Annotated in this window: 25 protein-coding genes and 1 pseudogene; 5 read left to right on the top strand and 21 right to left on the bottom strand. The window is 62.3% G+C overall.

Annotation, left to right across the window (positions count from 1 at the left end; all coding sequences use genetic code 11):
* Window positions 1–26 precede the first annotated feature (26 nt).
* The 7 genes from NYQ88_RS04925 to NYQ88_RS04895 all read right to left on the bottom strand — a co-directional run bounded on the left by NYQ88_RS04925 (window position 27) and on the right by NYQ88_RS04895 (window position 8,395).
* A complete protein-coding gene (locus NYQ88_RS04925; protein ID WP_275653840.1) occupies window positions 27–941 on the bottom strand; it encodes an FkbM family methyltransferase in 915 nt (304 codons plus the stop codon).
* Window positions 942–1,193: 252 nt separating this feature from the next.
* Entirely contained in the window at window positions 1,194–2,735 is a 1,542-nt protein-coding gene (locus tag NYQ88_RS04920) for an alpha-N-arabinofuranosidase (RefSeq protein WP_275653839.1), read from the bottom strand.
* A gap of 40 nt (window positions 2,736–2,775) precedes the next feature.
* Window positions 2,776–3,603, bottom strand: coding sequence for an ABC transporter ATP-binding protein (locus NYQ88_RS04915; RefSeq protein ID WP_275653838.1), 828 nt, complete (start codon window positions 3,601–3,603; stop codon window positions 2,776–2,778).
* Window positions 3,600–4,619, bottom strand: a complete 1,020-nt coding sequence (locus NYQ88_RS04910) for an ABC transporter ATP-binding protein (protein WP_275653837.1) — start codon at window positions 4,617–4,619, stop codon at window positions 3,600–3,602. Before NYQ88_RS04910 ends, NYQ88_RS04915 begins: the two co-directional genes overlap by 4 nt.
* Window positions 4,619–5,491, bottom strand: a complete 873-nt coding sequence (locus NYQ88_RS04905) for an ABC transporter permease (protein ID WP_275653836.1) — start codon at window positions 5,489–5,491, stop codon at window positions 4,619–4,621. The genes NYQ88_RS04910 and NYQ88_RS04905 overlap by 1 nt, the downstream gene beginning before the upstream one ends.
* The gene (locus NYQ88_RS04900) at window positions 5,488–6,492 is read right to left on the bottom strand and encodes an ABC transporter permease (protein WP_275653835.1); all 1,005 of its coding nucleotides are present in this window, start codon (window positions 6,490–6,492) and stop codon (window positions 5,488–5,490) included. The genes NYQ88_RS04905 and NYQ88_RS04900 overlap by 4 nt, the downstream gene beginning before the upstream one ends.
* Before the next feature lie 22 nt (window positions 6,493–6,514).
* Window positions 6,515–8,395, bottom strand: coding sequence for an ABC transporter substrate-binding protein (locus NYQ88_RS04895; RefSeq protein WP_275653834.1), 1,881 nt, complete (start codon window positions 8,393–8,395; stop codon window positions 6,515–6,517).
* 155 nt (window positions 8,396–8,550) lie between these two features.
* On the opposite strand from NYQ88_RS04895, the gene NYQ88_RS04890 reads away from it, so the two are divergent.
* Window positions 8,551–9,267, top strand: a complete 717-nt coding sequence (locus NYQ88_RS04890) for an FCD domain-containing protein (RefSeq protein ID WP_275653833.1) — start codon at window positions 8,551–8,553, stop codon at window positions 9,265–9,267.
* A 100-nt stretch (window positions 9,268–9,367) separates the two neighbouring features.
* On the opposite strand, the gene NYQ88_RS04885 is transcribed toward NYQ88_RS04890, so the two are convergent.
* Entirely contained in the window at window positions 9,368–10,225 is an 858-nt protein-coding gene (locus tag NYQ88_RS04885; RefSeq protein WP_275653832.1) for an amidohydrolase family protein, read from the bottom strand.
* Between the two features lie 123 nt (window positions 10,226–10,348).
* On the opposite strand from NYQ88_RS04885, the gene NYQ88_RS04880 reads away from it, so the two are divergent.
* On the top strand, window positions 10,349–11,044 hold the full coding sequence (locus tag NYQ88_RS04880) for an RraA family protein (RefSeq protein ID WP_275653831.1): 696 nt from the start codon (window positions 10,349–10,351) through the stop codon (window positions 11,042–11,044).
* 15 nt (window positions 11,045–11,059) lie between these two features.
* On the opposite strand, the gene NYQ88_RS04875 is transcribed toward NYQ88_RS04880, so the two are convergent.
* The 9 genes from NYQ88_RS04875 to NYQ88_RS04835 all read right to left on the bottom strand — a co-directional run bounded on the left by NYQ88_RS04875 (window position 11,060) and on the right by NYQ88_RS04835 (window position 20,986).
* Window positions 11,060–12,223: an alpha-hydroxy acid oxidase gene (locus tag NYQ88_RS04875; protein WP_275653830.1), complete on the bottom strand. Its 1,164-nt coding sequence runs from the start codon at window positions 12,221–12,223 to the stop codon at window positions 11,060–11,062.
* 212 nt (window positions 12,224–12,435) lie between these two features.
* Window positions 12,436–13,848, bottom strand: coding sequence for a carboxylesterase family protein (locus tag NYQ88_RS04870; protein WP_275653829.1), 1,413 nt, complete (start codon window positions 13,846–13,848; stop codon window positions 12,436–12,438).
* Window positions 13,845–14,789, bottom strand: a complete 945-nt coding sequence (locus NYQ88_RS04865) for an ABC transporter ATP-binding protein (protein ID WP_275653828.1) — start codon at window positions 14,787–14,789, stop codon at window positions 13,845–13,847. The genes NYQ88_RS04870 and NYQ88_RS04865 overlap by 4 nt, the downstream gene beginning before the upstream one ends.
* Window positions 14,786–15,805 carry an ABC transporter ATP-binding protein gene (locus tag NYQ88_RS04860; protein ID WP_275653827.1) on the bottom strand — a complete coding sequence of 340 codons (1,020 nt, stop codon included), beginning with the start codon at window positions 15,803–15,805 and terminating at the stop codon, window positions 14,786–14,788. Before NYQ88_RS04860 ends, NYQ88_RS04865 begins: the two co-directional genes overlap by 4 nt.
* On the bottom strand, window positions 15,802–16,746 hold the full coding sequence (locus NYQ88_RS04855; RefSeq protein ID WP_275653826.1) for an ABC transporter permease: 945 nt from the start codon (window positions 16,744–16,746) through the stop codon (window positions 15,802–15,804). The genes NYQ88_RS04860 and NYQ88_RS04855 overlap by 4 nt, the downstream gene beginning before the upstream one ends.
* Window position 16,747: 1 nt before the next feature.
* On the bottom strand, window positions 16,748–17,650 hold the full coding sequence (locus NYQ88_RS04850) for an ABC transporter permease (RefSeq protein ID WP_275653825.1): 903 nt from the start codon (window positions 17,648–17,650) through the stop codon (window positions 16,748–16,750).
* A 3-nt stretch (window positions 17,651–17,653) separates the two neighbouring features.
* On the bottom strand, window positions 17,654–19,207 hold the full coding sequence (locus NYQ88_RS04845) for an ABC transporter substrate-binding protein (RefSeq protein WP_275653824.1): 1,554 nt from the start codon (window positions 19,205–19,207) through the stop codon (window positions 17,654–17,656).
* Between the two features lie 37 nt (window positions 19,208–19,244).
* Complete coding sequence (locus NYQ88_RS04840) at window positions 19,245–19,625, bottom strand: hypothetical protein (protein ID WP_275653823.1); 381 nt, start codon at window positions 19,623–19,625, stop codon at window positions 19,245–19,247.
* The gene (locus NYQ88_RS04835; RefSeq protein WP_275653822.1) at window positions 19,622–20,986 is read right to left on the bottom strand and encodes an acyclic terpene utilization AtuA family protein; all 1,365 of its coding nucleotides are present in this window, start codon (window positions 20,984–20,986) and stop codon (window positions 19,622–19,624) included. Before NYQ88_RS04835 ends, NYQ88_RS04840 begins: the two co-directional genes overlap by 4 nt.
* A gap of 116 nt (window positions 20,987–21,102) precedes the next feature.
* Here NYQ88_RS04835 and NYQ88_RS04830 point away from each other — a divergent pair, with 116 nt between their 5' ends.
* Window positions 21,103–21,780, top strand: a complete 678-nt coding sequence (locus NYQ88_RS04830) for a GntR family transcriptional regulator (protein ID WP_275653821.1) — start codon at window positions 21,103–21,105, stop codon at window positions 21,778–21,780.
* Window positions 21,781–21,865: 85 nt separating this feature from the next.
* Here NYQ88_RS04830 and NYQ88_RS04825 read toward each other — a convergent pair whose 3' ends face one another.
* The 3 genes from NYQ88_RS04825 to NYQ88_RS04815 are packed head-to-tail and all read right to left on the bottom strand — an operon-like array spanning window position 21,866 to window position 24,404.
* Entirely contained in the window at window positions 21,866–23,038 is a 1,173-nt protein-coding gene (locus tag NYQ88_RS04825; protein WP_275653820.1) for an acetyl-CoA C-acetyltransferase, read from the bottom strand.
* Window positions 23,038–23,691 (bottom strand): 3-oxoacid CoA-transferase subunit B, encoded by a 654-nt coding sequence (locus tag NYQ88_RS04820; RefSeq protein ID WP_275653819.1) that lies wholly within the window; start codon window positions 23,689–23,691, stop codon window positions 23,038–23,040. The genes NYQ88_RS04825 and NYQ88_RS04820 overlap by 1 nt, the downstream gene beginning before the upstream one ends.
* Window positions 23,691–24,404, bottom strand: coding sequence for a CoA transferase subunit A (locus NYQ88_RS04815; RefSeq protein ID WP_275653818.1), 714 nt, complete (start codon window positions 24,402–24,404; stop codon window positions 23,691–23,693). The genes NYQ88_RS04820 and NYQ88_RS04815 overlap by 1 nt, the downstream gene beginning before the upstream one ends.
* Window positions 24,405–24,485: 81 nt before the next feature.
* Here NYQ88_RS04815 and NYQ88_RS04810 point away from each other — a divergent pair, with 81 nt between their 5' ends.
* Window positions 24,486–25,034 (top strand): PAS and helix-turn-helix domain-containing protein, encoded by a 549-nt coding sequence (locus tag NYQ88_RS04810; protein ID WP_275653817.1) that lies wholly within the window; start codon window positions 24,486–24,488, stop codon window positions 25,032–25,034.
* A gap of 88 nt (window positions 25,035–25,122) precedes the next feature.
* On the opposite strand, the pseudogene NYQ88_RS04805 reads toward NYQ88_RS04810, so the two are convergent.
* Window positions 25,123–25,290, bottom strand: a pseudogene (locus NYQ88_RS04805) (alpha/beta hydrolase); the annotation flags it as partial.
* Window positions 25,291–25,425: 135 nt separating this feature from the next.
* On the opposite strand from NYQ88_RS04805, the gene NYQ88_RS04800 reads away from it, so the two are divergent.
* Window positions 25,426–26,553 (top strand): iron-containing alcohol dehydrogenase, encoded by a 1,128-nt coding sequence (locus NYQ88_RS04800; protein ID WP_275653816.1) that lies wholly within the window; start codon window positions 25,426–25,428, stop codon window positions 26,551–26,553.
* Window positions 26,554–26,583: the final 30 nt, after the last annotated feature.

The raw sequence follows: 26,583 nt of genomic DNA, 5'->3' as shown, positions 1-26,583 counted from the left end.
CTCAAAGCGGGGCCTGACGGCCCCGCTCAATCCATTTTGTTCAGTTTCGATACAACGCTCACGCGGCCCGAGATCAAGGGCTCAAGCGCAGCATCGCGGATCGCAATGATGTGCCGCGCAGGCCATGGGCGGTGGTTGAGCACCGCATCGGCATCGAAACTCTCCACCTCGTGCAGCGTCCGCTTGAACGGATGATAATAGAAAAATCGGTAGCCAAGCTGCGCTATGGCCGCGTAGTGCGGCAGCGAGGGTAAACCCAACAACAGCACCATTACATCGACCTCCTGCGCCCGCAATTTTGCCATGGCTCCGTTGATCACGGCCGGCTCGAACCCGGCGACATTGATCTTGAGCACATTGACATGCCCGATCCCGAGATCAGCGAGAACCGTATCGAGCGTGTCGACCGCGACCTCTTCAGTGCCTTCAGAGGGACTGCCCGCAGTCACCAGCTGGCTCATCCAGTTCTTGGACGCCGTGGCAAAATGCGCCGTCTCCTTGCGGTCAGAGAGTGCGGCCTGATGAACAGTGACCTTGTCAACGACGCCGTTTCGTTCGAGGTTGCGCTTCAACGTCGCGATATTGGCGCTGCTCGGCTCGAACGCATCCACACGCGATGCGGGCAGGCACATGGTGGCAAACAGGGTGAACTGACCGATTGCGGCGCCGACGTCGATTACACGCCAGTTCGGGCGAGCCACCCGCTTTAGAAATGCAAATTCGGGGTCGATCAAATCCCCGAACATGGTCAGCGTCGGGGGAAATTGCTCGGGAAAGGCAAATTCGAGCACCGGCCCCGAGCGAAGATGTACCTCCCCTTGAGGCCGACGCGAAATCAATATCGCCGCTGTCCTGAACGCCCCCAGCAACGTCGCCAGGGGCCCAGCAACACGCAGCCCCCAACGCAGCTTGTATGCAGCACTTTCGAACCTGCTGACCATAGCACCCACTCTCGTCACCTCACGCCATCAGCAACACACGCCGAGAGGTCACGAGTGTACAGCAGGCGCGCCTGTCGCCCTTCCCTCCTTCGGCTTATGTGCTGCGGTCCGACGATGTAGAGCTACGCCCTCATCCGCCTCCTGCATGTGCCACGAGGATTACAGCGCTCCCCGGACAGCAGGGGAACAGGACTATTTTTGGCGGCCCGCAACGATACGGCCACGACGACGATCAGATACCGACAGGGGCGATCACGTCCCCTTCATGCGAACGACCGTCCACGAAGCGGGCGGCAAGACGAGGCGGCAGTGGTTACCACTGGCTTCCATTGCCGAGAATGCGGTGGGCGCTACGGCCTGATGGTCACGCGTATTGGTCGCTTCGAGGTCGTCATTGCGGAGCACTGTCGCACTCTCGGGCGAAAGCGAGGAGAAACCGCTCCCCTCCACTGCCACACTCATCTCCTGATCGAGGCTGCGGTTGAGGAGGAACAGCGTTGTCATCCCGTCATCCGCTCCGTGAACCACAGACGCCTTGAGGAAGGGCACCTCCGGCATCGGAAAGTCGAGGTCCGTCGTTCCGCGAGGATCGTAATAGGTCGTGGCATAAGTGGGGGACTGAACCTGCGCGCGCAGCACCTCCCCACGCCCAAGATTGGCAAAATCGGCAAAGGGCCAGAAAATTGGCTGCCGCCAGGCCGGACCGCCGGTTTCGGTGAGGATCGGAGCGATGGCATTGACGAGCTGCGCCAGGCACGCCGACTTCACCCGGTCGGCGTGGTTCAGCAGCGAAATACAGGCGCCACCAAAGGCCAGCGCATCCTTCATCGTATAGAGTTCTTCCAGGATCGGCGGCGCGATCGGCCAGCCGGGAAGCTTGCGATCGTCACCGCGCCGCGTGCGATACCAGACGTTCCATTCATCGAAACTGAGATCGATACGCTTGGATGAGCCACGCTCGGCGGCAATCTCGTCGGCAATGCCGACCACTTCGTCAATGAACCCATCCATCAGGTCGGAGCTGGCGAGGAAGGCCGGCGTGTCCTTGGCATAGTCGTTGAGATAGGTGTGGAGCGAGATGAACTCGACTTGGTCAAAGCTGTGCCGCAGTACCTCGCGCTCCCAGGCGCCAAAGGTCGGCATGTTGCGCCCAGAAGATCCGACGGCGGCCAGCTCGATAGTGGGATCGATTGTCCGCATCATCTTGGCCGCCTCGACGGCGATCCGGCCATACTCTGTCGCGGTCTTCGAACCCATCTGCCATGGGCCGTCCATCTCATTTCCGAGGCACCAGAATTTCACGTTATGGGGCTGCTCCCAGCCATGCTCCCGTCGCAGGTCCGAATACTTGGTACCGGATGGAAAATTGCAATATTCCAATAGCTTGCGGGCATCGTCGGGTCCGCGCGTACCGAGGTTCACCGCCAGCATGGGCTCGAGTTCGGCCTGTCGGCACCAGTCGATGAATTCATTGGTGCCAAATGTATTGGGCTCGATCGACAGCCAGGCCAACTCCAGCCGCTTGGGACGATCCTCCACCGGTCCGACGCCGTCTTCCCAGTCGTAGCCGGAAACGAAATTGCCGCCCGGGTAGCGGATAATGGTGGTGCCGAGTTCGCGCACCAGCTCCAGAACGTCGCCACGAAACCCTTCCTTGGTCGCGGTCGGATGTCCGGGCTCGTAGAGCCCCCCATAGACGCACCGCCCCAGATGTTCGACAAACGCGCCGAACAGGCGACGGTCAGTGGCGCCGATCAAGTCGGACCGGTCGAATGTCAGTTGTGCCTCAAGCATTTTTCGTCCCTCGATCTCAAAATGGCGCTCAGTGGCCGGGTTAGGCCGAGAATGTATTGGATTGGTGCGGCCGCTTGACCGCCAGAACCGACGCCTTGAGGCGTTGGGTATAAGGATGCTGCGGCGCGTCGAGCACCTGCCGTGCGTCGCCGCTCTCGACAACGCGGCCGGTCTGCATGACGATGATGCGATCGCTTATGTAATAGGCCGTCGCCAGATCATGGGTGATGTAGATGATGGTCACCCCCAGCTCGTCTCGCAGCGTCTTGAACAGATTGACGATCGACATGCGCAGGGAAGCATCGACCATGGAAACCGGCTCGTCAGCGACAATCAGCGCGGGTTTGGGGATCAGCGCCCTGGCGATTGCCACGCGCTGGATCTGGCCACCCGACAGCTCATGGGGAAACCGTCGCTCGATCTCGGCATAAGTGAGGCCGACATTGCGCAAAGCCTCGTCGGCGGCGGCCGCAGCCTCTGCATCACTGCGTGCTCCCGCAAAGCTGCGGGCGGTCTTGAGCAGATAGGCATCGACCCGCTTGAGCGGACTGAAGGCCTCGAATGGATTCTGGAAGATCGGCTGAACCGCGGCCATGAACGCAAGCCTGCCGCGGCGGTTGCGGGCGGTAGTGACGTCGCTTCCGCGCAGGCTGATGCGACCCTTGGTCGGTTCGGCCAGGTTGAGAATCATCTTTGCCAGCGTTGACTTGCCGCTGCCTGACTCCCCGACAATGGTAAAAATCTCGGGTTTGCCGTCGGGAATCGCGAAACTCACATCCTCGACGGCGTTGAAGTGGCCGCGCCCGAACAGGCCGCCCAGGGCGTAGCTGCGGGTGACATTCTCGACGGAAAGAAGGGTGTCACTCATGCCGGCAGCACCTCGACATTATCGGGAACAGGCTGGACTTCAGGCGCCGCTGCAAAGCAGGCGACCCGGTGGCCGGGACCAAGCGTCGTCAACGCCGGCCGCTGCGTCCGGCACCGTTCCATCGCTATGGGGCAGCGGGGATGAAACCGGCACCCGGGAGGGGGCGCGGCAAGGCTCGGCGGAGAGCCGCCGAGGCCCTTGCGCGTCGTGGCATCGCCGATCTGTGGCAGGCTCTGGATCAGATGCTGGGTGTAGGGGTGGAGAGGCCGCGAGAAGATCTCCTCGGTGGGTGCCTCCTCGACCAGCCGCCCGGCGTACATGATCCCCAGTCGGTCGGCGATGTGGGCATGCACCGACATATCGTGGGTGACGAAGAGGATCGACGACCCCATTTCCTGCTGGATCTCGCGCATGAGCGCCAGGACCTCCTTCTGCACCACAACATCGAGCGCCGTGGTGGGCTCGTCGGCGATGATGAACTCGGGCCGGCATATCGTCGCCAGAGCGATGGCCACGCGCTGTCGCATGCCGCCCGAAAGCTCGTGCGGAAAGGCGTTCAACACGGACGGCTTGAGCAGGAGCCGCTCAAGGTGCCCCTCCACCAGCGCGAGGAACTCCGGCATGGGCTTGCCGACGTGCCGATAGGCAAAATCGGTGAAGGTATGGATGACCCTGCGCACCGGGTTGAGGACGCTCATCGACCCCTGCATGACGTAGGAAATATTCTTCCAGCGCACCGCTTCGAGCCCCCTGCGATCAAGAGCGTGGATATCGCGATCAAGGAAGCTGTATTTTACCGATCCTCCCACCACGTTGAGCGGCGGCCGGTTCGCAGCGGCGATGGTCTTGATGAACGAGGTCTTGCCCGAACTGGACTCCCCGGCCAGGCCGTAGATTTCGTTGCTGTTGATGTCGAGCGTGACATCGTCGACAGCGCGAACCTCGCGGGTAATGCCGAAGATCCCCATCTGATAGTAGGCGCGCAGGTTGCGCACCTGGAGGACAGGCGGTGCCATCACGCAGATCCTCCACCCATTCGCGCAATGCGGCTGCGTGGATCGATGTAGTCATTAAGCGATACCGCCAGCAGGAACAGGCCGATGAAGGTCAGCATGATGAAGACCGTCGGGATGGTATACCACCACCATACCCCCGAGATCAGCGCCGAGTGCTGATTGGCCCAGAACAGCATGGTGCCCACGGTGGGCGTATCGATATTGGTGAAGCCCAGCACCGACAATGTCACCTCAAGGCCGATCGACCAGTTGATATTGTTGAGCGCGGTCGAGAACACGATCGGCAGCACGAAAGGCAGGTGTTGCTTGACCATGATCTCGGGCCCGTTCATCCCCGAGAACATCGCTGTGCGGGTGAATTCCCGGGTCTTGAGGCTCATCATGACCGACCGGATCAACCGTGCGTCATAGGCCCAGCCGAGACTGGCCATGGCCAGCGCCAGCAGAGCCCAGTTCATGTGGTCGCGCAGCACGAAGTAAAAGAGCACAAGGATCGGAAACAGCGGGATGACGATAAATGTGTCGTTGAGCGCCATCAGCACGCGATCGGTTCGACCCCCGACATAGCCGGCGAGTAGTCCCACGGTCAGCGAGAACACCCGGGAAAGGACCGCGACGGTAATCCCGAACAACAGCGTGTTGCGCAGTGCGAAGGTCAGCAGCCAGAAGGCATCCTGGCCACGCGAAGTTGTGCCAAACGGATATTGCCATGATGGCGGCATATCGAGCGGCACAAGATAGGTATCGAGCGGATCATAGGGCGAGAAGAACGACATCCCTGCCAGGATCACGATCACCAGGGTCAGCGTGGCGCCGATCGAAAACTGCAAATTGTACCGCAGCAGGTCGCGAAGTGTGGTCAAGAAGCTCATGACAGCTGCATCCGTGGGTCGAACAGCGGATAAAGAATGTCGATCAGGAACACTGCCCCAGCCACGGCGATGATCGATATCGCGGTGACGCCAAGGACGAGGCTGTAGTCCGCAGAATAGACGGCCCCAACCAGCAGCCGACCAAGGCCGGGATAGCCAAAGACCTGCTCGACGATGATTGCGCCGGTGAAAATACCGCCCAGCGACATGGCGAGGCCCGTCACCTGCGGCACCAGCGCATTGCGCATGACATAGGAGACCAGAATGCGCCGCCGCGAGACTCCGGCAAGCTCGGCATAGGCCACATAATCCTCGGTGACGATGTTCGAAACCAGCGCGCGCATCCCCAGAAACCAGCCGCCGACGCCGACCAGGATGATCGACAGTGCGGGAAGGATCGCGTGCCGGAAAACGCCGCTGAGATACTCAAAGGTCAAACCCGGCGCCACGTTCTGCCCTGCCCCACCACTGATCGGCAGGATCGGCCAGAGAAATCCGAATAGCAGGAGCAGGATGAAGGCGATGATGTAGTAAGGGACCGGATGGAACGCCATGGCCACCACGCCCAGCGCACCCAGGGCGCGGTTATCGCGGTAGTAGCCGGACAGCCCGCCCAGCAGATTTCCGAGCGTCCAGGAAATCAGCGTACAGCTGACCAGAAGCCCGATCGTCCAGGGAAGAGCCCGACCGATCAACACCGATACCGGGGTTGGAAACGCCGACAGCGACGGTCCGAAGTCGAGGACCAGCATGCGCCGCCAGTAGTTCAGGTACTGCTCGAAGAGATTGCCCTCGACGCCGTAGAGTTCGCGCAGCGCCGCGCGCATCATCTCGACGGCCTCGGGGCTGGTATCCCCGAAGGCTGTCATTGAAGCGATCATCTGTTCGACCGGATCGATGGGCGTCAGATGCGTGATCAGAAAGGTAAGCGAAATACCCACGAAAACGACCAGCACGAACAGGCCGAAACGTTTGACGACGTAAATACCATAGTTCCGCACTGGCCGGCTCCGTGGGTATCGATTACTCAGCGGCTTGCAAGCGCACCATCATGTACCGGGAGTTTGCCCAGTTCGGCACAGGATTGGTGTAGGGATCTTCCGCCGTCGGATAGCCCGTCCAGTAGGTGTCGTCCGTCATCGTGAAGACGTTGTAGGACATCAACGGGATAATCGGCATTTCCTCGACGGCGAGCTTGACGAATTCTTTGCCCAGCTCGACCCCCTGCGGATCGTCGAACGAGATCGCACGGATCTGCTCGATGATTTTGTCGAGGTCCGGGTTCGACCAACGCGACCAGTTGCGCGGGGTCTGGACCTCGCCGGCCGGTTTGACGAACTGCGAGTGCCAGCTATCGAGGAAGAAGCTGAGGTCGGGATGACCGCCCCAGGTCTCGACGCTCCAGGATATCGCTGTCTCGAAGTCACCACCGTTCCGGCGGGTCAGGAACGCTGCCTGCGCAGAGTCGGTCGTCGCGTCGATCCCGAAGCGCCGCCATTGTTCGGCGATCATCGACCCCGCGCGGGTCATCACCGGACGGGCCTCGCCCTCGACCATTACACTGATCGAGAACCGCTGACCGTCGGGCATGTACCAGTCATTGCCCTGGCGGGTATAGCCGGCCCGCTCGAGCAGTTCTGCTGCCGCCTGCTGGTCCTGCTTCCACCAGCCAGTGCCGAAGGCCGCGGTGATGGCATCGGGCTCGCTGGGGATCTGGTCACCGACCGAAGGGCGCAGCATCTCGGCGATCTGCGTGCCGATCGTGGCATCATACGGCTTGATGGTTTGCTTGCCGGTGTCCAGCTCGAAGGCGTTCAGCCATTCCAGCATTGGCTTGTGATAATACTCAGGGGCTGTGCCGGTGGGTGGCACTGCGATGGCCGACAGGGTCGCAGCGCCACGATAGGACGCCATCGAGATCGCTTTGATATCGAGAGCCAGAGCGAGAGCCCAGCGGACGTCGCGATCCTGGAACTTGGTGTTCTGGTGATTGAAAATCACCTGCGGCAGTGTCGGGTCGGGGTGGCCATACGGGAAGCCCGGGAACCAGCCCTTAGATGTCGGCGAGTCCTTGACCAGCGAGAACACACCCTCGGGCGAAGTGTCGTGAATGACGTCTAGGTCGTGATTGAGTTGGGCAATCACGCGCTTATCCGGCGGCCCCGGATCAAGATAAGTGACATATTTCGGCCCGGGCTCGCCAAAACGGGCCAGCGTGGTGCGCTCCCAGTCTTCGCGCTTCTGCCAGGTGAACCACTGTCCGTTGGGGTCGTAGCTGTGCAGCGTATAGGCGCCCAGGGAAACCGGTGGATTGAAATCGAAGGTCAGGGGATCCTTACCCTCGAAGATGTGCTTGGGCATGATCCACGCAGCATTCCAGCGCACAGTGAACAGCGAGTGGAAGCGCGAGTTCGGCGCCTTGAGCTTGTAGATGACGGTGTATTTGTCGGGCGCCTCGATGCCTTCGACGTTGAGCTGATGCTGGGCGCTGCGCACGAGGCCATTGGTCGCCAGATGCGTATCAGTGGTGAAGACGACGTCGTCCGACGTGAACTCGACACCGTCGCTCCAGAAGATGCCCGGCCGCAGTTTGACCGTCATTTCCGTGAAATCGTCATTGTAGATCGGCGGCTCGGAAGCCAACGAATTGTCCCACACGCCATCAAGGCCGTGATCGGGATCGATGTACCAGAACGTGTCCATTGCCAACTGGTGCAGGCCGGTGGACTGGCCACCCGCATTGGTGGCCCAGATATTGAACCAGCCGGCATTCTTGATCGTCCCCTCCGGGTTTTCGACGATCAGGGTCTCATTGCGGGGAATGGCCGACGCACTCTGCGCCAAGACGGGGCCAGTGTAGAGCAAGGCGAATGCAAGGCAGACTAGACTACGTAGAATACGCATATCTCTCTCCTCCGTTGGTGCTGCTTTGTCGCGCACCGCTATTCTTTTGCCAGAGTACTGTACCGCTTCTAGATACGATGTAAAGATGCGGTTCTCTCAGCCAGGTCACAATGAAGAACACCCCTTCTCTAATCGATTTGACGACGCCGTTTGACGTGGCCTCACCGCTCCCCACGGGGGTGGCGCGCGAAACCGTGGACACTCTGGGACGCTGGATTGCCAACGACCGCTTCCCCCCCGGCGGCGTCATTCCCACCGAGCCGCAGCTCGTCGAAACCCTCGGCGTGAGCCGCACAACCTTGCGCGATGCGATCAAAGTCCTCTCCGGCAAGGGATTGCTCCGCACGGCACGGCGCTATGGCACGCGCGTGACGCCGGTCGATGAGTGGAACCTGCTCGACGGGGATGTCGTCGCCTGGCACCAGGCCGACCATCCGCGGATGCGGCGCATCTTTGCTGAGACGACGGAGGTCCGGACAATCCTCGAGCCCGCTGCGGCTGAGCTTGCGGCCCATCGCGCGACCGAGGCGCAGCGCGCTGTCATCCTCGATGCAGCGCGGACCATGCACCCGGAAACCGGGGATGTCGCCGCCCTTTTCCGTGCCGACTGCGCCTTCCACGTGACCATCCTGGAGGCCACGCAAAACCAGGTCATGCAGCAGATGCGCCAGCTGATCCTGACGACGCTTCGGGTCTCCTACGAGTACGGCGTCATGCGCCCGGCCCATGATCCGGTGTCGCGTGCCGGACACCTGAAGGTGGCGGAAGCAATCGCCGGCCGCGATGGCCCGGCAGCGCGCGCGGCGATGTCGACCATGCTCAGCCGCAACGCCCGCATGGCGGCCTCCTATTGGAACGAAGCGGCAGGATGACGAGGGCCTGATGCGCAATATGTCGAGCAGCAATGGAGAGTGCCGGGGACCGCCGCCCCTCAGCACGCTGTGGCGTGGCCCCTGCGGACGGAGAGCGGCTTCAATCGAAGCAATAGAGCCGCGCTGGATTATCCACGAGGATACGCTGCCGCATCGTCGGATCAGGCGCCCACCCGGCAATCAGATCCACCAGTTCGCCATCATCGGGCATATGGCCGGTCAGATTGGGGTGAGGCCAGTCAGTCCCCCAGACGCAGCGATCGGGCGCATGGGCGGCGATCCGCGCAACCAGAGGCGTCGCGTCAAGAAATGGATAATTGGTGAGCGATGCCTTGTACTGACTGAGCTTGACCCAGATGCGACCGCGGTCGAGAGCTGCGCACAAGGCATCGATATGGTCGGCTTCGGCGGCATGATCCGCAGTCAGATGCGCCAGGTGATCCAGCACCACCTCAACCCCACTCGCCTCGAGAACCGGCAGCAATGCGAGCCACACGTCCGGCCTGACATAGAGCTGGATGTGCATGCCAAGATCGGCGAGCACGCCTCCAAGCACCTTCAACTGGTCGAGGAACAGAGGGTCGCTGCCACCGCGCATGAGCCGCACCCCACGTGCGCCTTGCACACGGAGCTGGGCGAGCTCGGCCTTGCCCGTCTCCGACGCGACCGCAACAACGGCGCGAGCCCGGTCGAGACCGATCTCTGCTACGGCGTCGAGAGTGCAGCGATTGTCTCGCCCATAGACGCTCGGCTGCACGATCACCGCCCGTTCAATCCCGACCGTCGCCAGCATATCGAGATATTGCGAAACCGTCGCTGGAGGCGGCGAGTAGGCTCGCTCCGGGTCAAACGGATAGGCATCTGCCGGCCCGAAGATATGCGCATGGCAGTCACATGCCAGCTTCGGCAGGACAAGGCCGGGCCTGGAAGTCCTATCACGCTGCACGAGATAGGCCATGTTGCCTCCCCAACGACCGCGCCACGACGCCGATCATCCACGCCATTGAAGATCGTGTCCAGTTGGGCCTGCCCCTGACCGCCACCACGACCCGTCGCTATTCCCTTCACAAGGAGCCAGTTAATGTCCGATTATCCGTTCTCCGCCGCTGATCTCGACGCCCTGAGGGCCTGGGATACGCCCACCATATGCAACGGGCTGGAGCTGATCGTCCCCGAGCGGCGGGCCATCGGCTTCACCGTCGAACAGATGGTAGCAGCCGATCGGACGCTGGCGCCCATTGTCGGCCTGGCACGCACCGGACTGATCCGGTCCAAGGAACCACCGCGCGGCCCCATCCCTTCCCGCCAGGAATGGTACGACTATGTCGAGGCAGGAGACCTGCCGACAATCGCCCTGCTCCAGGATATCGACGACAAGCCGGGCTATGGCGCCTTCTGGGGCGAAGTTCAGACCACGGTTCACAAGGGCCTCGGCGTATTGGGCTGCGTCACCAACGGATCCTATCGCGATTGCGACATGCTGGCGCCGGGGTTCCAGATCATCGGCGGGCGCGTTGTTCCCAGCCATGCCCATGTGCACATGGTCGCCATGGGCGGCGATGTGAATGTGTTCGGCATGCTGGTCGGGCACGATGGTGTCATCCACGCCGACTACCATGGCGCGGTCGTCATTCCCGCAGAGGCAGTCAGACGACTGCCCGACGCCATCGATCTGGTCACACGACGCGAGAAGATCATCCTCGATATGGCGCGGGCACCCGGGTTTACCAGTGCCCATATGCGCGAGGCCTTGTCCCGCGTGCAGGACATCCACTGATCGGCGCCAGTCGGCTCAGCCCCGGCCGCGCGTCTCGACAATGTTCGACGGGCCGGCGCAATCGACGTCGGCCCAGCCCATCTGCCCCATAAGCAGGCCGAGCTCCTGCCGGTAGATATCGAGAACTTTTCGGACGCCCGTTTCGCCCGCCGCGGCGGCGGCAAACATGACCGGCCTGCCGATGAATGCCGCCTTCGCGCCGAGGCAAAGCGCCTTCGCGATATCACTGCCCCGTCGAAAGCCGCTGTCGATCAGCAGTTCGGCCTTGTGACCTACCGCGTCAGCAATCCGCGGCAGCACATCGATCGGCGCCGGTGCAGCATCGAGTTGCCGCCCGCCATGGTTGGAAATCAGCATTCCGTCCGCACCGAGGTCGACACACATCTGGGCGTCCTCGTGGTGGAGAATGCCCTTGACCACAAGCGGCCCCGCCCACGCCTTGCGCACCAGCCGCAGCACGTCCCAGGTCTGGCCCGGTGCCGGCGTCTGCGATCCATAAAGGTCGGCCACCGCATTGGCGTCCGCGCCCGGCGCGGCATAGGGCGCCCAGTTCTCCATCATCGGAATGCCCCGCGCCCTGAGATAACGCCAGGTCCAGCCCGGGCGGCTCAAACCCTGCATGATCACACCTGGCGTCATCTTCATGGGTCGACGGAAGCCATTGCGGATATTGCGCTCGCGCTTGCCGATCACCGGCGTATCCACTGTGAGGACCAGCACCGGAACGTTGAGGCGGGTGGCGCGCTTAACCAGATCGAGGGTGATCTTCGGATTGCGCGTGCCATAGACCTGAAACCAGGTGTTCTCAGGCGCTTCCGCAACAGCCGCCTCGATGGAACTGCAGCTGGCGCTCGACATAACATAGGGCACATTAAGGGCTGCCGCCGCTCGAGCGATCATCACATCTGCCCCCGGCCGGAAAAAACCGGCGATCGACATCGGCGACACTCCGAACGGGGAGGCATAGCTGCGCCCGAAAAGGCGTGTCGTCTGCGTCCGCTTTTCGACATCCACGAGATAGCGCGGCACCAGCTGATAGCGCTCGAACGCCCGCCGGTTACGGTCCAACCCGCCCTCGCCGTCCACGCCACCGTCGATAAAATCATACGCAATTCTCGGCAGATATCGGCGCGCAAGAGCCGCGATATCGTCCGTATTGACGGCGCTCTCTACCCTCATCTTGCCCAAGCGACCCTCTGCAGGAGAAATCGTCACGACGCGCGGCGCGCGTTGCACACGCGCCACTCGACGAACTCTCGCTGTATTCTAGATCACATGTAAAGAGAAAATCTGGCGCGCGGCAGGTACCTGCTCAAGCGCCACCTTTATCATCACCTCCAAGGCCACTCCCGCGAGACATCAACACTGGCATACCGCCCCACTCGGACAATTTACCCAAAGATGCGCCAGGATGTGGGCCAATGCGGTGCCGTGCCTGTGGATGCGAAAGTGACAAGTGCTTCGGACATTTCCTTGGCCAGGAGAGGAGCGCCGGGCGTTTCGACCGCCAATGGCACGCGGCTCAAGCTATTGAACACAAAGGGCTCATCGAAGCCGTGAGCGGCGCCAAGGCGGCCACCCTCAAATGCGGGGACCCATTCGAACTGGTAGGCATAAGCCTGCCCCCCTGCAGCAATCTGGGTTTGCGCCGTTCGGATGGAGGGGTTGCGATAGATCGCCCGCGAGAGGAAAACTTCCTCCAGACCTGTCAGCGTGAGCAAGGGGAGCTCCGCTTCGAGCGCCGCAAGTTCAGCCTCGGCGTCGTCGGGATGAAAGCGCGCAATCGAAGCCAGGAGTGCCTCACGCGTGGTCACTTCCGGCATCATGCCGAAGGCGTACCACATGCGCGCCTCGTCGCGGGTCCAGCCGACGACGATCTGGTGCTCGGCAAATGTGCCTGCGGCCAGTCCATCCAGCGGGTGACGCTGCAGGCTTGCCCCGTCATGGACAATGCCGAATGTGCGCCCGCCCGGAGCGTTTCTTTCGCCTAGATGGGTCGCGAGAACCTGGTCCTGGACGGCAAGGATCGTCTCGATCGGCAAAGCTTCCAGCGCTGCCACATCGCCTGCAGACACCCCAGCGCGCTCGAGAAAATCGCCTGCAAGCGCACTCGCAGTGTCGGGCGCGATGATGCGACTTGCCGGCCCGCTCATCAGCCAGGCACGGCGGAAAAGATGTTTCACACCGTCGACGCCGAAGAGGGCGGCAATGGTGAAGGACCCGGACGACATGCCAACGAGAGTGACATTATCAGGATCGCCCCCGAACGCCGCGATGTTGTCGTGAACCCAGCGAAGTGCTGCAATAAAATCCAGCATGCCCCGATTGGCCGCAGCATATTCTGCGCCGAACTTTTCCCCGAGATGGAGAAAGCCCAAGGCGCCGACGCGCATATTCGGACGCACCAGAACGACGTCGCCCTGGCCCGTAAACCCCGGCTCGTCGTGGAATGTCCCATGGGCGGAGCCGGTCTGAAATCCGCCGCCAAAGGCATGCACAATCACGGGCCGCCGTTTGTCGTCTGCAGCGGGCGTATAGATGTTGAGATTGAGGCAGTCCTCGCCTGTGTCGAAACCGTCGCCTTTGGGCGCCCAATCGGGCATGGCACGACGCAGCTGCGGCGGCGCAAAACCGACCTTGGTGGCGTCCACAAGGCCTGCATGTGCAAGGGGCACAGGCGGCTTGAAGCGCCGGGAACCGATGGGTGGTTCTGCATAGGATATGCCAAGGAAGCGATCACCCTCGGGCGTCCGCAGCCCGCGATAAATGGCATTTTCGCTGGCGATGTCGATAAAGGAAGTCATGCCGCGACTGGTCCATCGAGGAGGTGACAGGCCGCCTTCTGGCCTGAACCGAGGTCCCGCATCGCCGGCTTTTCGGCGGCGCAACGGTCAAAGGCGTGGGGACAGCGCGTGCGGAAAGCGCAGCCGCTGGGCACGGCATGAGCGGATGGGATTTCGCCCTTGAGCTTGGCGCGTTTGCCGTCACCCTTGCCGGGCGCGGACGCCATAAGCGCCTTCGTATAGGGGTGGGCGGCGCCACCATAGATGGCATCGCGCGGTCCCTGTTCGACGATCTCGCCCAGATACATGACAGCGATCTCATCGCACATGAACTGGACGACGCGCAGATCGTGCGAAATGAACAACATGGTGGTGCCATGCCGGTCCTGCAGATCGCGCATCAGGTTGAGCACCTGCGCCTGTACCGAGACGTCGAGGGCGCTCACCGGTTCGTCGGCGACGATCAGCTCCGGATTTGTGGAAAGCGCCCGGGCAATGGCGATACGCTGCCGCTGGCCACCGGAGAATTCATGCGGATATCGGTCGAGCGCCGTCCGGGGCAGACTGACCTCGGCCAGGAGCCGCTCGGCAGTCCGGAGCTGTTCATCGGGGCTGCCGATGCCATGCACCAGCTGCGGTTCGACCAGCGTGTCCCTGACGCTCATGCGCGGGTTGAGCGATCCAAAAGGATCCTGGAAGATCATCTGCATATGCCGCCGTTCGGCACGCAGATCGCCGGAGGAGAGATTGGCCAGATCCTTGCCGCGGAAGCGGATGGATCCGGCTGTCGGCTCGACGAGACGCAGCACCAGCCGGGCAGTGGTCGACTTGCCCGAACCGGATTCGCCGACGAGGCCAAAGGTCTTGCCACGCTGGATCGAAAAGCTGACATCCCGCACGGCCTTGACCAGCTTGAAGGTTTTCGAGAGGCCAGCAACGCTGAGCATGGTTTCGGCGGTCATTGGGCGGCCTCCAGCGGGTACCAGCAGCGCACATCGGAACGGATATGTGCTTCCAGGGCAGGCCGCGTCTGGCACTTCGCATCGGCGCGGCTGCAGCGGGGCGCAAAGCGACAGCCCTGAGGCCACTGCCCCACCGGCGGCACCGTCCCGAGGATCGGGGTCAAACGCGTACGGTTATCATCATGGCCGGGCACGGCGTCGATCAGCCCGCGTGCATAAGGGTGGGCCGGGCTGCGCACGACATCGGCACTGAGGCCGCGCTCCACCACGTCACCGGCGTACATGACGACGGCGCGGTCGCAGAAATCGCCCACGACTTCGAGGTCATGCGTGATGAACAGCATGGCCAGGTTCAGCTCGCGCCGCATGTCGTCGAGCAGGTCCAGGACCTGGGCCTGGATGGTCACGTCGAGGGCGGTCGTCGGCTCGTCTGCGATGATCAGGGACGGCCCGCAGGAAATGGCGAGGGCGATCATCACGCGCTGGCGCATGCCGCCCGAAAGCTCGTGCACATAGCCCTTGAGAATATCGCGCGCGCGCGGAATGCCGACGCGGTCGAGCAACCCGGCAGCACGATCAGTTGCGGCTGCGTGGCTGAGGCCAAGATTATGCCGCAGCGTATCTGTCATCTGCCGGCCGATGCTGAGCGTCGGGTGGAGCGCCGTCATCGGCTCCTGGAAGATGAACCCCATATGGCGGCCGCAGAGTTTGCGGCGTTCCTTCGGTGGCAGGCCGGAAATAGGCGTGCCATTGAGGATGATGGTCCCGCCGATCTCGGCATTGTCCGGTGCGATGCCCATGATGGCACTGGCGGTAATCGACTTGCCGCAGCCGCTCTCTCCCACCAGCGCGACGGCTTCGCCCTTGGCGATGGAAAAGGACACATCGGTGACGATGGGCAAGAGGCCATCGGCATTGCGGAAACCAAGGCTGAGATCCTTGACTTCTAGCACGATATCACGCGCGGTTGCCGGCTGGACCGGAGGTGTCGGCAGTGAAGCTGATTGCGCGGTCATTGGTAACGAATCCGGGGATCGAGCAGGGCGTAGATGAGGTCGATGATAAGGTTGAGCACCGCCAGGATCAGCGAGATGGTGAGCACCCCACCTTCAACCAGTGGGTAGTCCCGCCGGCCGACGGCTTCGACCAGCATGCGGCCCAGGCCCGGCAGCGCGAAGATGATCTCGATGGCAACGGCACCACCGAGCATATAGCCCGCCGAAAGTCCGGCCACCGTCACCACAGGCATGGCCGCAGTGCGCATGGCATAGCTGCCGATCACCTTGCTTTCGGGCAGGCCCTGAGCACGGGCCGTGGTGATATAGGGCTCGTTGAGCACGTCGAGCATGGATGAGCGCATCATGCGCGTCATCAGCGCTGACTGGCGCACCCCCAGGGCGAGCGCTGGCAGGAAAATGGTCGCACCAAAGGCGATGATGCCGGCGTCGGGCGGGTTGTATCCGGCGACGGGAAACCAGCGCAGCGTCACGGCAAAGACGAAGATCAGCAGCAGCGCGAACCAGAACTCCGGCAGCGAAATTCCAAGCACCGCCGTGGTCACAACACCCCGGTCGATCGGCTTGTTGCGGTTCATTGCCGAGATCAGACCCATCGAGACGCCGATGGCAACGGCGAGCGCAAGCGCCACAAGTGTCAGCAACAAGGTCACGCTGACATAGCGCGGGATGACCTGCATCACCGGTTCGCGGAAGAAGATCGAGTTGCCCAGATCGAGGGTTACAATGCCCTTGAGCCAGATCAGGAACTGGGCCCAGATCGGCTCATTGAGGCCAAGCTGCGTGCGCAGCGCCTCGATCTGTTCGGGCGTCGCCTGGTCGCCCAGCATCATGCCGGCCGGATCACCCGGCGACAGGCGCAGCAGCAGGAACACGAGGATCAGCGGCACGAAGATCGTGGGCAGGATCAGAAGGAAACGCTTGAAAAGATAGCGCAGCATGTCAGCGCCTCCGGGCCAGGCGCGGATCAAGAATGTCGCGCAGGCTGTCGCCCAACAGATTGAGGGCAAGAATGGTGAACATCAGGGCGAGACCCGGAAACAGCACGATCCAGGGCGCCTGGGAGATATAATTGCGAGCCTCGGTCAGGGCGTTGCCCCAGCTCAGCTCCTTGGGCCCGATACCCACGCCGATAAAGCTCAGACCCGCTTCCCCCAGAACGGCCGCCGAAAAGATGAAGGAGGCCTGCACCAGGATGGGCGAGCTGACGGCGGGAAGAATATAGCGGGTGAAAAGGCGCAGCGTCGGCACGCCGACTGAGCGTGCAGCCTCGATCATCTGCAACTCGCGCACGACCAGCACCTGTCCGCGCACGACGCGCAGCGACGGGGCGATCAGCACGATCGAGAGCGAGGTGATCACCGTGGTCATCGACGGTCCCATAATGCCTGCGGCTGCAGTCGCCAGAACGATGCCTGGAAAAGCCATCAGACCGTCAACAAAGCGCATCAGCACCACGTCGACCTGACGATAAAAACCGGAAATCGCGCCAAGAATGACAGCCACGGACATGGAAATGACCGTGACGATGAGCCCGACAAGCAGGGATGTGCGTGCACCGTGCACGACCATCTTGAACATGTCGCGGCCCAGATTGTCCGTGCCGAAAATATGCTCGGCGCCGGGCGGAATGAACCGGTCGGCAGGGCTGACCTTGAGCGGATTGCCCGGTGCCAGAAGAGGCGCCAGAACCGCGGAAAGGGAAATGATGACCAGGATAGCAATGGAGATCATTGCCGTCCGATTGGCCAGAAGCCTCTGCCAGACCGATTTATTGGTGGTGGCGAAGGTCTCTCCGCCACCATCGGTCAGGCGCTCGTTATCTGTCGCCTGCGTCATGCTCATCTGTCAGTTCTGGGCCGGCGGAGCGACATTGTAGAGGTCGTAGCCGCGCGAGGGCACGCGGGCCGGATTACCGACACCCGCACGAATGCCATACATGTTGGATTCCGTGCCGTATTTGATCCAAGGGAACTGGTCATAGGCCAGTGCATGGACCTTTTCGAACAGGGCCTTGCGCTCGTCCGCATCAATGGTCGAGGCGAGCTTGTCCATCAGCTCCATCTTTTCCGGATCCGTCCAGAAGCCGGGATAGGTGGCGTTGAGGAAAGCGATCGAGGTCGGATCGACATAGGTCGGCAGGAAGCTCGAGAAGGCGTCCATCTGGGCAGCGTCGGCACGGGCCTGGATGTAATTGGCCATCGGCGATTCAACGATCTCGACATTGATCCCATATTCTTCGAGCTGCTGGGATGCAGTGATCGCGGGCAGGAAGTGCTTCTGGTACTGCTCGGAGGCCACCAGCCAGCGGATCGGCTCGCCATTGTAGTTCGACGCAGCGAGATATTCCTTCACCTTGTCGGGGTTGGGTGTGCCAAAGCCTTCAGGAACGCCTGCCGTGGTGTACCAGAAGGAGTTGTTGTCCGGGATCCAGCTCGGGTCGAGCGTGTAGAAGTCCGGATTGCCCACCGAGGCGAGCATGATCGGCTCCATCTCGAGCGCGTAGTAGATGGCCCGGCGCAGATTGACGTCAGCCATCACGCCTTCCTTGGTGTTGAGCACCACAGCCAGGGACTGGTTGTTGGGCACAACGACGGCTTCGGTGTTCGGATCGTTCTGCAGCGCGTCGTAGAAGTCGGTCGGCAGCTCCATGGCGATGTCGATCTCGCCGGTGATCAGGCTGTCGCGACGCACCGAGGCTTCGGGCATCAGACGCAGATTGATCACGTCGGCATAGGCATGCTTGGCGCCCGAAAACGCGGAAGTCGGGGCGCTCACGCTCTGGTAGTCATCCCAACGGGTGAGAACAGCGCCCTGGTCGGGACGATATTCGGACAGCACATAGGGACCGGTGCAATCGAGGCCACGGGTGGCTTCGGTGGGCGAGGCACCTTCGAGCGAAGCACTCGACATGATCACGGCCTGCGCGCCGGCCAGAAGACCCGGAACGATCGGCGACGCGGTCGCCAGCTCGAGCACGACGGTGTTCGCATCGGGCGCCGTGATGGCGGTCACGATGTTCTTGAACGCCGCGCCAATACCGGCGGACTCGCGGAAGCGTTCGAGCGAAGCCACAACGTCTGCCGAGCTCAACTCTGCGCCGGAGTGGAACTTGAGGCCCTGACGAATTGCGATGGTGAGGGTCTTGCCGTCATCACTATAGGCCACGCTGTCGGCCAGCATCGGCTGCGGCGTCCAGCTTTCGTCGGTGGCGAACAGCGATTCACAGGCGATGCCCGCGGTCATCCAGTTGACACCGAAGGTGGTCACGACCGGATCAGGCGACGGAGCCATCTGGGAGATACCGACGCGCAGCGTTCCGCCGCGCTCCAGCTCCTGCGCCAGGGCCGGCTGTGCTGCGATGACTGTAAGCGACGCGCCTGTCAGCAGCAGATTGCGCATTTTTGTCTTCCTCAACATTTCTCTTCCTCCCTGTCCCTTATGGGACCTTTTGCATTTCAGCCCCAGGCGGCGTGCCCGTGACCATCTCGTCCTGCACCTGGACATCCATCCCGAGCACCAGATAGCTCAGGCACTTGCCGTGCGTATCGATCGCAAGGCTGGAATTCACACCGCCTTCGAGAGCGTCCTCGATGACGAAATTGAGCGCATGGAGCTGGGCCAGCTCATAACGTCGAACCTCTGTCACGCCGCGATGGGCGAACAGTTCGGCAACCCGCTCGGCCGTCACCTGGTCCCGAAGGACCGGCCAGTGCTTCTCATCGAAGGCGATGATGTTGACGTTGAGCCTGTTGCCCTTGTCGCCGGATCGGCCATGCGCGATGGTGTGAAGTTTTGTCACCTGCACCGTCGCGTTCATGGTGTTCCACCGGCGAAAGAAAAGCTGGGATGAACCAGGTGGCGCGGCACGAGATGGGACAGCGTGCGAACACGTGGACGCACGCTCTGTCTCACGCCGCCGCCCCCGGCTGGACCGCAGCAATACAGCGCGTTCACCTCTTGGGCAGCACGTTCGACATCACGCTGGTTGGCCGAAGCGAAGGCGAAACGAACGCGATAATCCCCGGCGCCGGTGTCGGAGTAATCGAACAGCAGGTCACCCTCATCGCTGTCGAAAGCGCTGACCGTGCCGATGATGTCGGCGCGATGGCGCAGGGCGAGCCCGCGGCGCAGAATGCGCTCATTGATCGTGGTCACCGCCAGACGCGCCCGGGCCAGTGCATTGGGGCCGGCGTAGGAAATCTCCGCTTCGCCGAGCCAGTCGCCGTAAAAGCCGACAGTGGCCTTGAGGCATTCCGGCGCAGCATGGCCGCGGGCCCCGCTGACCTGCACCCGGTCGGGCCCGAGCTGCGAGAGCTGGACGCCGGTGATATCGAGCGTAACGTCCGGCGTCAGATAGCTGGCGGGGTCGTGGATCTCATAGAGAAGCTGTTCCTTGACCGTGCGCAGGTCGACAAGACCGCCCGTCCCTTCAGCCTTGGTGATGACAAAGCTGCCATCTGCTTCCACTTCAGCAATCGGGAACCCGATATTGGCCGTGTCGGGCACATCCTTGCGGCCGGGATCGGCGAAGAACCCGCCTGTCACTTGAGAACCGCATTCGAGCAGGTGCCCCACAAGCGTGCCGGCTGCCATGCGATCGAGATCGGCCCAGTCCCAGCCGAAATGGGCAACCAATGGCCCCAGGGCCAAAGCGGGGTCAGCGACACGACCCGTCACGACGATCTGGGCGCCTGCCTTGATCGCCTCGGCAATTGGCGCGGCCCCGATATAGGCGTTGATGGCGATGATCTCGCCGTCGATCTCGGGCAGGCGGCTGTCGCCTTCCCACCGCTCGGTCGCGTCGAGGTCGATCTTGCCGGTCAAATCATCGCCGCAGACGATCGCAATGCGCAGGGCTCCGAGCCCGAGCCGGTCGGCTATGGACTGGATCGCCTTCGCGGCAGCGGGCGGATTGGCCTGGCCGAAATTGCCGACAATGGTGATCCCGGCGGTGACGCACTGGGCGAGGATGGGTTCGAGGAATTCTTCCAGAAGAGGCTCATAGCCCTTCGAGGGATCCTGTCGACGAGCGATGTGGCCGAGGGCCAGCGTGCGTTCTCCAAGGGTCTCGAAAATGAGCGCGCCACCCGAACCGGCGGCGGCAATTGCCGCAACGACCGACCGCGGCGCGTCGACACGATCACCCGAAAAACCAGCGCCACAACCGATACGAAACAATTAGACCCCTCCGTGATCGGCAGGATCATCGTTACCATTATCGATAATGTCAACGATTATTGTCTGTGCGTCATGCTTGGGCTATCTTGGCGGCGCAGAAGCCACGGAGCCGTGCATTGAATTCCCTCGCAAAACTTGCGCCGGACCAGTCGAAAAGCTGGGATTTCGTCTACCGCGAACTCCAGCGGCAGATCATCGCCGGGCAGCTGCGGCCGCGCGAAAGGCTGGTCGAAGACGAGATCATGGCGCGCACCGAGGCCACGCGGCATGCAGTCCGCAAGGCGTTTGACGAGCTTGAGCGCATGGGGCTTGTTGTCCGCCAGCCCAACAAGGGCGTGCAGGTGCGGGACTATTCGATCACCGAGATCGAGGAACTCTACGAGATCCGCGAATGCCTCGAGTTGCGCGCCGCCGCTCGATTCTCCCGACCTGCAGACCAGGCGCTGGTAGACCAGTTGACCGAAATCGCCAGCCAACATCGCGACGCCTCACGCGCCCAGCGCTTTGGTGAGGTTTTTTCGCTCAACAACGATTTCCATGAAGTGCTCTATCGGTCAGCAGGCAACCAGCAACTGGCGGACGCGATATTGCACTACACCTTCGCGACCCATCCGATACGCACCCGCGCCTTCCCCAATGAAGAACTGCGCGAGATCGCCATCACCGAGCATTTCGCCATGATCGATGCTATTACCCGCGGCGAGGGCCAGCGGCTGGGTGAGCTCATTCACAGCCACATCACCCGCCCCAAGGAGTTCTACCTCCGCGCCACCTACATCCAGGACTCGCTCTGACGAGGCGGCGCACTCGCAGGCAAGGCAGCCGCGAGTACAGATCTGTCTTGGCTGACAAGCCATGGGCGCCGGTGCTATGCGCCCACTATCGTTCGAGGCACATCGCAACGCCCATGCCGCCGCCGATGCAGAGGGTCGCCAGTCCGCGTTCTGCGTTGGAACGCCCCATTTCATGGAGCAGGGTCACGAGAATGCGCGCGCCTGACGCGCCGATGGGGTGTCCGATGGCAATGGCGCCGCCATTGACATTGACCTTGGCGGTGTCCCAGCACATGCCTGCATTGACGCCACAGGCCTGAGCCGCAAAGGCCTCATTGGCCTCGATCAGGTCGAGGTCATCGACCGTCCATCCGGCCTTTTCCAGCGCCTTCCTGGATGCCGGTATCGGGCCCGTGCCCATCAGTGCCGGGTCGACACCCGCTGTCGCCCAGCTGGCGATGCGAGCCAGCGGGGTGAGGCCGCGCGCCCTGGCTTCGTCGGCATGCATCAGCACGAGGGCGGCAGCGCCATCATTGAGACCGGAAGCATTGCCCGCGGTCACCGTGCCGTTCTTGTCAAAGGCCGGGCGGAGCTTGGCGAGACCCTCTTCACTGGCGTCGGCACGGATATATTCGTCGCGACTGACGATGATGTCGCCCTTGCGCGTCCGCACGGTGAACGGAGTGATTTCCGCATCGAACCGACCCGCCGCCTGGGCCGATGCAGCCTTTTGCTGGCTGGCGAGCGCAAAGGCGTCCTGCGCCTCGCGCGAAATGCCGAATTCCTTCGCCACGTTCTCAGCCGTGACGCCCATGTGGTAGCCGCCAAAAGCGTCCGTGAGTCCATCTGAAAGCATGGTATCGACCAGCGTCACCGCGCCCATCTTGGCGCCAGACCGCAGGTTCTGGCAGTGCGGCGCCAGCGACATGGATTCCTGCCCGCCGGCGACGATGATGCGCGCATCGCCAGAGGCGATCTGCTGCATGCCAAGGGCAACGGCCCGCAGACCGGAGCCACAGAGCTGGTTGATGCCGAGGGCCGTGGCCGTGTCAGGAATGCCAGCCCTGATCGCCGCTTGGCGAGCCGGATTTTGCCCGGCACCGGCGGTGAGGATCTGGCCGAGAATGACCTCATCCACCGCGTCGGGGCTCACCCCTGCCCTCTCGAGCGCTGCCGTGATGACCGCCCCTCCAAGTTCATGTGCGGGGGTGTTGGCGAAAGCGCCAAGGAAGGAACCGACAGCGGTTCTGGTCGCCGACACGATGACGATATCACTCATTATGCTTCTTCTCCGATCGCGACCGTGAACCGGGCTTCGGTCTTGGCAGCGATTTCATCCAGCGACACGCCATTTGCCAGTTCGATAAGGCGCATGTCCACGTCGCCGCGACGGGAAATGGAAAAAACGCCGAGGTCCGTGATGACACGACCGGCGACGCGTTTGCCGGTCAGCGGCAGGGTGCACTCGCGCAACAGTTTAGGCTGCCCCTTGGCTTCATGCTCCATGACCACAACCACGCGCTTGACGCCCGCGACGAGGTCCATGGCGCCACCCATGCCTTTCACCATCTTGCCCGGGATCATCCAGTTGGCAAGATCACCGTTCTCGGCAACCTGCATGGCGCCGAGGATGGACAGGTCGATATGGCCGCCCCGGATCATGCCGAAGCTGTCGGCACTGGAGAAGAAGCTGGTTTCCGGAAGCGCCGTGATCGTCTGCTTGCCGGCATTGATAAGGTCGGCGTCCTCTTCGCCTTCAAACGGGAATGGGCCCATGCCAAGCATGCCGTTTTCACTCTGGAGGCGCACATCCATCCCCTCGGGGATATAGCCGGCCACAAGGGTCGGGATGCCGATGCCGAGATTGACGTAGAAACCGTCCTCCAACTCGCGCGCGGCGCGGGCGGCCATCTGCTCGCGGGTCCAGGCCATTATGCGTTCTCCTCGATGCGGGTGCGGACAGTGCGCTGTTCGATATGCTTGGTCGGCGCCGGCACATGAACGATGCGGTCGACGAAGATGCCGGGGGTATGGATCTGATCGGGGTTGATCGAGCCGGTCGGCACAAGATGCTCCACCTCGGCCACCGTCACCTTGCCCGCTGTCGCCATCATCGGATTGAAATTGCGGGCGGTCATTCGATAGACGAGGTTTCCCTCGCCATCGCCCGTATGGGCATGGACAACGGACAGATCGGCCACAAGAGCGGTCTCCATCACATAATCCTCGCCATTGAACGACCGCACTTCCTTGCCGTCAGCGATGATCGTGCCCACACCGGTCCTGGTGTAGAACGCCGGAATGCCTGCGCCCCCCGCCCGAATGCGCTCGGCGAGCGTGCCCTGGGGATTGAACTCGAGCTCCAGCGCACCGGAGAGAAATTGCTCGGCGAAAAGCTTGTTTTCTCCCACATAGGACGAGATCATCTTCTTGACCTGGCGGGTCGCGAGCAGGCGGCCCAGGCCAATTCCGTCAACGCCCGCATTGTTGGAAATGATCGTGAGGTCGCGCGCGCCGGAGCGTTCGATGCCTTCGATCAGGGCTTCGGGGATACCACAAAGGCCGAAGCCGCCAGACATGATGGTCATACCGTCGGCCAGCAGGCCCTCAAGGGCGTCAGCGACGGTGGAGCGGGTCTTGCGCATTAAAATTCTGGTCCTCCGCAGGCTTGTTTTCACGGACGCTAGAGCTTGTTGAAGCGGCCGGGTTAGTCGTATTTCTACGACATGACTTCACCACCCAAATTCGCCCTGTCCGAGCTGCCGGTGCCGCTGGTCTTTGCCACGCATCGCATCATCCGCGACTGCAATGACGCCTTTGCCGATCTCTTTGGCTTTCAACGGCCTGAGCTCGTCGATGCGAGCTTTTTCCGGCTCTACCCGGCCATTGCGGACTTCGTGCGCACGGGAGAAATGTGGCGCAGCAATCTGGCCGGCGGCGCCCTCTATTATGACGAGCGGATCATGGCCAGCGCCGACGGGCGCAGGTTCTGGTGCAGGGTCAATGGCCGGGCCCAGGACGCGACCGATCCCTTTGCTGCCGCGCTCTATTGTTTCGAACCCATCAACCGTCCTGTCACCGACGTCACGCTCAAGCTGACAGGCCGCCAGCGCCAGGTTCTGACTTTGGTGGCGCAAGGAAAGACCAACGCCGCCATTGCAGCCGAACTGGGTCTGTCGCAACGCACGGTCGAAGCCCACCGCCTGCGCCTGGCGCGGTCAGTCGGTGTCGCCAATTCCGCCGAACTCATCGCCTGGTTCTTGAGCCAGCCCTAGACAAAAAAGCCCCGGCAGATACCGGGGCCTTGAGGGCTCGCGCATGTCGGTCAGCAAGCGCCTGGCCTTCGGTGGCTGCCTGCCAACTTCAATTGGCGGCGACTCTTGCCGTCTGGGCGGCCATTTCGATCGTCTGGGCCACGATTTGGGGCTGGGTCATAAACACCGCATGGCTGGCGGCCACCTCGGTGACTTTGGCGCCCATCCGCTCCGCCATGTGGCGCACCATGGCAATATCGAAGGCGTAGTCCTCAGTTCGATCATGGACACTGAAGGCGAGAGCGCATTGTCGAGCTTGACAAACCAGCGGTCTCTTGCGATTCCTCTATAACGTGGACACCTCGCCCACTATATGGACGATGCAGCAGCGGCACTTACGGGAGGAACAATTTTGGACGTCATCAGCTATTTGACGACAGTAAATTTTGGCGCAGGCGCGGCAACCTCCCTGCCCCAGATCATGTCGGAGCTTGGTCTGTCGAGACCGCTGATCGTCAGCGACCCCGGCATTGTTGCTGCCGGGCTTCTGGACCGTCCCGAATTTGGCGCGCTTTCGGGCCTGCCGCGGTTTTTGGACGTTCCCGCAAATCCGACCGAAAGTGCAGTGTTCGCCGGGCTTGATGCCTATCGCGGCGCAGGCTGCGACGGCGTGATCGCCATTGGCGGCGGATCCCCGATTGACCTGGCAAAGGGCATTGCCCTGTTGGCCACCCATGATGGCCCGCTCGAACAATATGCGGCCATTCTCGGCGGCATCGCGCGGATCACGCCAAATGTCGCCCCCCTCATCGCCATTCCCACCACCGCGGGCACGGGGTCCGAGGTCGGCCGCGCGGCCCTGATCACGCTCGACGATGGCCGCAAGCTCGGCTTCATCAGCGGTCACCTTATTCCCAAGCGCGCCATTTGCGACCCGCTCCTGACCCTTGGACTTCCGGCGGGCCTGACGGCCGCAACCGCTCTCGATGCTCTCTCCCATTGCATCGAGACCTATCTCTCGCCGCGCTTCAATCCACCAGCTGAGGCTATCGCCCGTGATGGCTTCGAGCGCATCTGGAAGGCCCTTCCCGTCGCGGTTCGCGAGCCCACAAACGTGGCGGCGCGGTCAGACCTGATGATGGGCGCACTCGAGGGCGGCATGACCTTTCAGAAGGGCTTGGGCGCCGTCCATTCCCTGAGCCACGCGCTCGGCGGCCTCAAGGATCTCAAGCTTCACCACGGCCTGCTCAATGCCATTCTGATGCCGGAAGTCATCCGTTGGAACCGTGAAGTGCCAGAGGCGGCCGAGAAGCTGAACACTCTTGAGCGTCTGGCGGGCATAACCGAGGGCACCCTGGCCGAAGAGCTGGAACGGCTCAACCAGTCGCTCGGCACCTCCGCAAGGCTTTCCGAGCTTGGCGTTTCGCGTGAAATCATTGGATGGATCTGCGAGCGCGCGCTGGCCGACCATAGCCACGCAACCAACCCCCGTCCCCTGAGCGCCACTGACTACGCCCAGATCATCGAAGCGGTCTATTAGCGCCGGCGGCATACCGCTGCTGCGATCAAG

The organism is Devosia sp. SD17-2 (assembly GCF_029201565.1).
In the GTDB taxonomy this organism is placed as follows: Bacteria; Pseudomonadota; Alphaproteobacteria; order Rhizobiales; family Devosiaceae; genus Devosia.
This window is presented reverse-complemented; position numbering and strand designations above follow the sequence as displayed.